The organism is Streptomyces sp. NPDC058880 (genome assembly GCF_042742535.1).
Classification (GTDB): Bacteria; Actinomycetota; Actinomycetes; order Streptomycetales; family Streptomycetaceae; genus Streptomyces.
On the sequence record NZ_JBHYMC010000121.1, the window covers coordinates 1 to 7,103 of the forward strand.

Annotated in this window: 5 protein-coding genes; 2 read left to right on the plus strand and 3 right to left on the minus strand. The window is 74.3% G+C overall.

Annotation, left to right across the window (positions count from 1 at the left end):
- Positions 1-68: 68 nt before the first annotated feature.
- From ACFW2G_RS32765 to ACFW2G_RS32775, 3 genes are read right to left on the minus strand one after another with little or no spacing between them, the layout of a single operon-like run.
- Complete coding sequence (locus tag ACFW2G_RS32765) at positions 69-1,298, minus strand: FAD-dependent oxidoreductase (protein WP_384456492.1); 1,230 nt, start codon at positions 1,296-1,298, stop codon at positions 69-71.
- On the minus strand, positions 1,295-2,695 hold the full coding sequence (locus ACFW2G_RS32770) for an FAD-dependent oxidoreductase (RefSeq protein ID WP_384585558.1): 1,401 nt from the start codon (positions 2,693-2,695) through the stop codon (positions 1,295-1,297). The genes ACFW2G_RS32765 and ACFW2G_RS32770 overlap by 4 nt, the downstream gene beginning before the upstream one ends.
- Positions 2,692-4,128 carry an FGGY family carbohydrate kinase gene (locus ACFW2G_RS32775; RefSeq protein WP_384585564.1) on the minus strand — a complete coding sequence of 479 codons (1,437 nt, stop codon included), beginning with the start codon at positions 4,126-4,128 and terminating at the stop codon, positions 2,692-2,694. The genes ACFW2G_RS32770 and ACFW2G_RS32775 overlap by 4 nt, the downstream gene beginning before the upstream one ends.
- 290 nt (positions 4,129-4,418) lie before the next feature.
- Between ACFW2G_RS32775 and ACFW2G_RS32780 the strand changes: the two genes are divergently transcribed.
- The gene (locus tag ACFW2G_RS32780; RefSeq protein WP_384585561.1) at positions 4,419-5,399 is read left to right on the plus strand and encodes a hypothetical protein; all 981 of its coding nucleotides are present in this window, start codon (positions 4,419-4,421) and stop codon (positions 5,397-5,399) included.
- A 109-nt stretch (positions 5,400-5,508) separates the two neighbouring features.
- A complete protein-coding gene (locus ACFW2G_RS32785; protein ID WP_384456501.1) occupies positions 5,509-7,041 on the plus strand; it encodes an amino acid permease in 1,533 nt (510 codons plus the stop codon).
- Positions 7,042-7,103 lie beyond the last annotated feature (62 nt).

Here is a 7,103-nt window from a genome sequence, read left to right on the forward strand (position 1 = left end):
GCGGCGCCGCGATCGCGGCGCCGCCATTCGACGTGATCAGCCGTGCCCGCCCGGACCGGTACGGGCACTCAGGTCAGGGTCAGCACGACCGGGCCGCCCCCGCGATCCACCCGTCCCGTCCAGTCGGGCGCGAGGCGCAGGGAGCGGGACGGGGACGCCGCGAGCAGCGAGCGGCGCCGCCACAGCAACCGTCCGTCCTGGGTGACCGTCAGCGCGGGTACGGCGGCGGAATGCGCGGGACGCAGCAGCAGGGGCCGCCGGACGGCGGCCCCGGTGCCGGCCGTGATGCGGTTCGGTGTCACCCACACGAGCGGGGCACGGACCTGCAGCGGCAGGCCGGGCCCCGGCCAGGGGGCGCCCGCCAGGTGGGCGAGTACGGGGGCGGCCGCGGCGGCCCCTTCCGCCGCGGCGGTGGTCGCGCTCTCGATGCCGTGCAGGGCGTTGCCGACCGCGAAGACACCCGGCGCGGCCGTGCGGAAGGAGGCGTCCACGCCGGGGCCCCGCGTGCCGGGGTCCAGGGGGACGCCGCCGCGGCGGGCCAGTTCGTGGTCGGGGATCCAGTCACCGGTGAAGACCACCGTGTCGCAGGCGAGGAGGCCCGTACGGCCGTCCCGGTGACGGACCAGGACGCCGGTCAGCCGGTCCCGGCCGCGCAGTTCGCCGACCGTGGTCGCCGTGAGCAGCGGGATCCCCGGTACGGCGGCGGCGCGCGGATGCTCGGTGGTCATCGCCAGCACCTCCGTGCCCGCCTGCCGGAGCGTGGCCGCCGCGTGGCGGGCCGCGGGCTCGGCGCCCACGACCACCGCCCGCCGGCCGACGGGCAGTCCGTAGGTGTGGACCGCCTGGAACAACTCCCCTCCGGTCAGCACCCCTTGCGGGCGTGAGCCGGGTACCAGCCGGGCGCTGCGCGGGCGTTCCCGGGCGCCGGTGGCGAGTACGACGGCGCGGGCCGTGATCCGTTCCAGGCCGGACGGGCCGGTGGTCTCCAGGGTGAGCGGGCCGGCCCAGCCGGTGGCGGTCACGCCCGTGCGGAGCGCGGCCCCCGCGGCGAGCGCAGCCCGCACCGCCCGGCGTGCGTACTGCGGGCCCCGCAGCCCCGGCAGCGGCGGCCGGCCGAAGCCGCCGTGGTGCAGGTGGCGCGGCATCCCGCCCGGCTCCGGCTCGCGTTCCAGGACCTCGACCCGTCCGGCGCCCGCCCGCGCCAGCCGGGCGGCGAGGGCCAGTCCGGCCGGCCCGGCGCCGACGACCAGCACGTCGGCCCGCACATCCGTACGGGCCGTCCGTTCCGCACGGTTCACCGGCGCGACTCCTCGAACAGGGCGCGGACGGCGGCGCCGCAGTGGAAGCCCTGGCAGCGGCCGGCGCCGGCGCGGGTGCGCCGCCGCAGACCGTCCGGCGAGGCGGGCGGTACGGTCGCTACGAGCGCGTCGCGGATCTCCCCGCGGGTGACACGCTCGCAGTGGCAGACGATCCGGCCGTACTCCGGATCCGCCGCGATCATCGCCGCGTCGCGGTACGGACGGGCGAACGCCTCGCCGAGGTTCGGCATCCGCACCGGTTCCGGCTCCCGGGCGCCGGTCAGGGGCAGGCCGCCCTCGGCGAGCAGCTCCACCACGTGGGCGGCGATCGCCATCGAGGCGGTCAGGCCCGTGGACCGGATCCCGCCCACGGTCACGCAGCGCTGGGCGGGATGCGCGCGGATCGCATAGTCCTCCTGCCCGGTGGCGGCGCGCAGCCCGGCGTACACGGCGGTGACCTCTTCGTCGAGGAGGGCCGGCAGGATCCGCCGTCCCTTCTCCCGCAGCAGCGCGAGCCCTTCGGCGGTCGAGCCGGTGGCCGTCTTGTCGTCCAGGTCCTCGGCGGTCGGCCCGAGCATCACGTTCCCGTACACGGTCGGCGTGACCAGCACTCCCTTGCCGCGGGCGTCGGGCACGGGCAGCAGGATGTGGCGTACGAGGCCGCGCGCGAGTTCGTCGAAGACGATCAGCTGTCCGCGGCGGGGCGTCACCGTGAAGTCCGCGTGGCCGAGGAGCCGGTCGATCTCGTCGGCGTACAGGCCCGCCGCGTTGACCAGGTGCCGGGTGCGCAGCGGGCCGCGGCCGGTGGCGAGGATGTGCGGCCGGCCCGGAGCGATGTCGCGTACGGGACAGTTGAGGTGCAGCTCGACCCCGCCGCGCACGGCCTGGGTGGCGTACGCGAGGGTGGTGGTCCAGGGGCAGATCAGGGACTCGTCCGGGACGTGGAGGGCGCCGAGTGCGCCGGGTCCGAGCTCCGGTTCGCGGGCCCGCACGTCGGCGGGCGGGAGGATGCGGGCCGCGTGGTAGCCGTTGCGCACGGCCTTGTCGGCGAGGCCCGGCAGGGCCGCGAGCTGCTCTTCGTTCCAGGCCACGAGCAGGGCTCCGACCGGTTCCACCGGGATGCCGCTGTCGGCGGCGTACGCGGCGAGCAGCCGCTGCCCGTCCCGGACGAGCCGGGCCTCCAGGGAACCGGGCACCGCGTCGAAACCGGTGTGCAGGATGGCGGTGTTGGCCTTGGAGGTGCCGTTGCCGACGTCGTCGCTGGCGTCGATCAGGGCGATCCGCAGCGGGAGGCGGGCCAGTTCGCGGGCGATGGCCGAGCCCACGACGCCGGCGCCGACGACCGTCACGTCGTACGGGTCGCCGCCGGGCAGCCGGCCGCGCCGGGTGACCGTCACGCCGGGCCGTCGAGCAGGGCGGACACCGCCGTCCGGAACCGTCCGCGGCGCTCGGCGGCCTGCCCGGCGCCGGCTTTCGGTTCGTAGACGGCGGACGGCTTCCACTGCGGTACGGCCTCGTGCACGGTGAGGGAGGGGTCGAGACCGAGCCGGGCGACGGCGCCGATGCCGAGGGCGGTGGCGTCCGGGAGGGCGGACACCTCGACGGGGATCTGCAGCAGGTCGGCCTGTGCCTGCATGAGCAGGGCGGACCGGGTGAGGCCGCCGTCGACGCGCAGTGCGGCCAGTGGCGCGCCGAGATCGGCGGCGACGGCGTCGGCGAGCTCGGCGACCTGGGCCGCTATGCCGTCGCACAGCGCGCGCACCAGGTGCCCGGCGGTCGTGTCGAGGCCGAGCCCGGTGATCGAGCCGCGCAGGTCGCCCCGCCACCACGGGGCGGCGAGGCCGGCGAGGGCCGGGACGAAGGTGACGCCGCCGGCGTCGGGGGCGGTCGCGCCCACGGTGTCGAGGTCCCGGGCGCCGGAGATCACGCCGAGGTCAGTGAGCCAGCGGACGGCGGACGCGGCCGTGTAGACCTGACCGTCCAGGCAGTAACTGGTCTCGCCGCCGAGCTGCCAGGCGACGCAGCCGACGAGTCCGGTGCTGCTGCGGCGGGGTCGCGGTCCGCTCTGCGCGAGGAGGAACGCCCCGGTCCCGTAGGTGCACTTGGCGGTTCCCGGTTCGGTGACGCGCTGGGCGAGGAGTGCGGCCTGCTGGTCGACGAGCAGGCCCGTCAATGACAGCGGGGGCCCGAAGGCGGTGGTGGTGCCGACGTGGGTGTCCGCGCCGACGACCTCGGGCAGCGGTTCGCCGGCGAGGCCGAAGGCGTCGAGTGCCGCGGGCGACCAGTCGGCGGTGTCGAGGTCGAGCAGTTGGGTGCGGCCGGCGGTCGCCGCGTCGGTGACGAAGGCACCCGTGAGCCGGTGCACCAGCCACGCGTCGCTGGTCGTCACGACGCCTTCCCGGGTGAGGTGACGACGTATCCAGGCCATCTTGGGCGCGGCGAAATACGGGTCGAGCGGCAGTCCCGTGAGCTCTTGCAACGCCGCTGCGTGCGGCGCCAGTTCGGCACAGAGCTGGTCGGCCCGGCGGTCCTGCCAGACGATCGCCTCGGTCAGCGGCTCACCGCTGACCGGGTCCCAGGCGAGGACGGTCTCCCCCTGGTTGGCCAGGCCCACCGCAGCGACCGGTTCACCGGCCTGGGCCAGGGCGGCGCGCCCCGCGTCGACGACCGAATCCAGCAGCTCCCGGGGGTCGACTTCCACGCGGCCGCCCGGCAGATAACGGGGCCGGACGGGGGTGGCGGCGGAGCCGATGACTCCGCGTGCGGGGCAGACGACGAGGGCTTTGGTTCCCGAGGTGCCCTGGTCCACAGCGAGCACCGGGCCCGTCATCACCACTCCGTCCCTGGCGTCGGCATGCACGATCGTCTCCGGGCAGCCTTCACCAGCGCACGCCACCCCGTCAAGATCGGTTTGCGCGCACGGTGTTGGCTCTGACGCAAATTCACATCTTGTATGTGGCTTGATACTTGCATTCGAAAAAGTTTCATGACTCGAACGCTCACAGTCACTCTATAGTGATCGCCGATCACCAGGCGCGAAGGCCATGCGATGCGAGGACCGATGACCACCACCACCGCAAGACGCGCCCGACCCGACTACCTGCCGACCGGGGCGAGGTGATGGCGGGCGGCGACTTCCGGCCCGTGTACCACCCCGCCGGCCACGACAACGACCTGCGGGCCGCCGTGCAAGACCTGCGCACCGGCCGCTGGGTGGCGATGGCCCACTTACTGGACCGGACGGACGGCTGGGGGCTGTGGACCCAGCGCACCCAGGTGCTCGCCGCCGTCGCGGCCGGATCCGACGTGGTCCAGGCGTGGCGGTCCGAGGAGCCGCGGAGCGTCGCCGCCTGCGTCATGCACACCCGGGTCTCCGTGGAACGTGCCGTCCGCGCCCACCGGGCGCGCCACCCCCGCACGCGCGAGTTATGGCAGGAGGCGTGGGCCGCCTGCCGCGACGCCGCTGAGCTCAGCCCCGCCGACCCCGTGCCCTGGGTGTGCTTATTGGCGCTGGCCCTCCTCGACGAGCACCGCTCGATGGACGAGCACCGGCAGCCGCCGCCGGCCCTGATGCTGCCCCGCGGCCCCTGGGGCATCCTCGCCCAGATCGACAAGCGCGATCCGTACAACCGCGAGGCGTACCACCGAATGCTGCAGTTCGTGTGCGCGGGTACGCCAGGACCGCTGACCGAGGCCGCCAACTTCGTCCACTGGGCGTCCGGTTCGGCCCCGCCCGGATCCGCCGTCCACCTCCTGCCGCTCTACCTCAGCGTCGAGCGGTACCGCCGCGAACGCGGCCAGGAGAAGGCACTCGACCTGCACTGGGTCGCCGAGGAGGCCGTCCGCGCCGCCGGTCACGCCCTGGACACCTGGTTCCGCTGCAGCGACCTGCGCCGCGCCTCGCCGCTCGACCTGAACCACCTCGCCCACGCGCTGTGGGGAGCCCACCGGTTCGGTGACGCCGCGCGGGTCTTCGATGCGATCGGCCGCTACTGGACCACCCTGCCGTGGGCCCACCGGACCCGCGACCCGGCCGACCAGGAGCTGGCCATGGAGGTCTTCGTGCGGGCCCGGGCCCGCAGCCTGGCGGCCCTGGACTGACCGCGCGCGGGCCCCGCGCCCCGTGGCCTCCCCACCGGTTCACGCTGTCCCACCGCGCATCCCCCGCTCCACGTCCCCGCCGCTCACGACCCCCGGAGGTACTTCCCCCATGTCCCGCACCACGCCGACCGTCCGCCAGGACCGCAAGGCCCCGCCCCGGCGGGACGAGGAGGAACGGCTCAGAGAGCTCGGCTACCAGCCGGTCCTCGCCCGCCGGATGGGCGGCTTCGGCAACTTCGCCATCAGCTTCTCGGTCATCTCCGTCCTCTCCGGCTGCATGACCCTCTACGGATTCGGCCTGGGCACCGGCGGTCCGGCCGTGATGCTGTGGGGTTGGGCCGGCGTCGGCCTGTTCGTGCTCTGCGTGGGCCTCGCCCTGGCCGAGGTGACCAGCGCCTATCCCACCTCGGGAGCGCTCTACTACATGGCCGACCGACTCGGCGGGCGCCGTTGGGGCTGGTACACGGGCTGGCTGAACCTGCTCGGCCTGCTCGGCGCCATCGCCGGCATCGACTACGGCGCCGCCCTGTTCACCGGCGCGTTCCTCAACCTCCAGTACGGCGTCGAGCCCACCCCCGGCCTGACGTTCGTGATCTTCCTGTGCATCCTGCTGCTGCACGCCGCACTCAACCTCTTCGGAGTCCGCCTCGTCAGCGTGCTCAACTCGGTCAGCGTCTGGTGGCACCTCGGCGGCGTGGCCCTGATCGTGGGCGCCCTGGCCTTCATACCCGACCAGCACCAGTCGCCCTCGTTCGTCTTCACCGAGTTCGTCAACGACACCGGCTGGGCCAACCCCTTCTACGTGGCGGCCATCGGCCTGCTGCTCGCCCAGTACACCTTCTCCGGGTACGACGCCTCCGCGCACCTGTCGGAGGAGACCTCCAACGCCTCCGTCTCGGCCGCCCGGGGCATCGTCCGGGCCATCTGGGTCTCCTGGATCGCCGGCTTCGCGCTCCTCGCGGGCCTGACCTTCGCCATCCAGGACTACGCGGCCGTCCAGAACACCGCCACCGGTGTCCCCCCGGCCCAGATCTTCATCGACGCGCTGGGTTCGGGCGGGGCCACCGCCCTGCTCCTCGTGGTCATCGTCGCGCAGCTCTTCTGCGGCAACGCCGAGGTCGCCGCCGCGAGCCGGATGGTCTTCGCCTTCAGCCGCGACAACGCGCTCCCCGGTTCCGCGCTGTGGCGCAAGGTGAGCAGCCGTACGCAGACGCCCGTCCCGGCCGTATGGCTCTCCGTCGCCGTGGCGGCGGTGCTGGCGCTCCCGTCGCTGTACTCGGCCACCGCCTACGGGGCCGTGACCGCCATCAACGTCATCGGCATCACCCCGGCCTACGCCATCCCGGTCTACCTGAGGCTGCGCGCCGGGAACCGGTTCCAGCCCGGCCCGTGGAACCTGGGCCGCTGGAGCAAGCCGATCGGCTGGACCGCCGTCGTGTGGGTGGCCGTCGTCACCGTGCTGTTCTGCCTGCCGCAGCAGTCGCCGGTGACCATCGACTCGATGAACTACGCCGCGATCGCCCTGGCCGTGGTCCTGGCCCTGGCCAGCGCCTGGTGGTACGCCGCGCGACGCTCGTACGGCACCCCGTCGGCCTACGGCAATGCCCGCGAGCAGGCCGAGATCGCCGAGGGCATCGTCTGACCCGGCGGTGCGGCACGACGGCCGCACCGCCGTACGCACGGCCGAGCCGCGCCCCGCAGGAG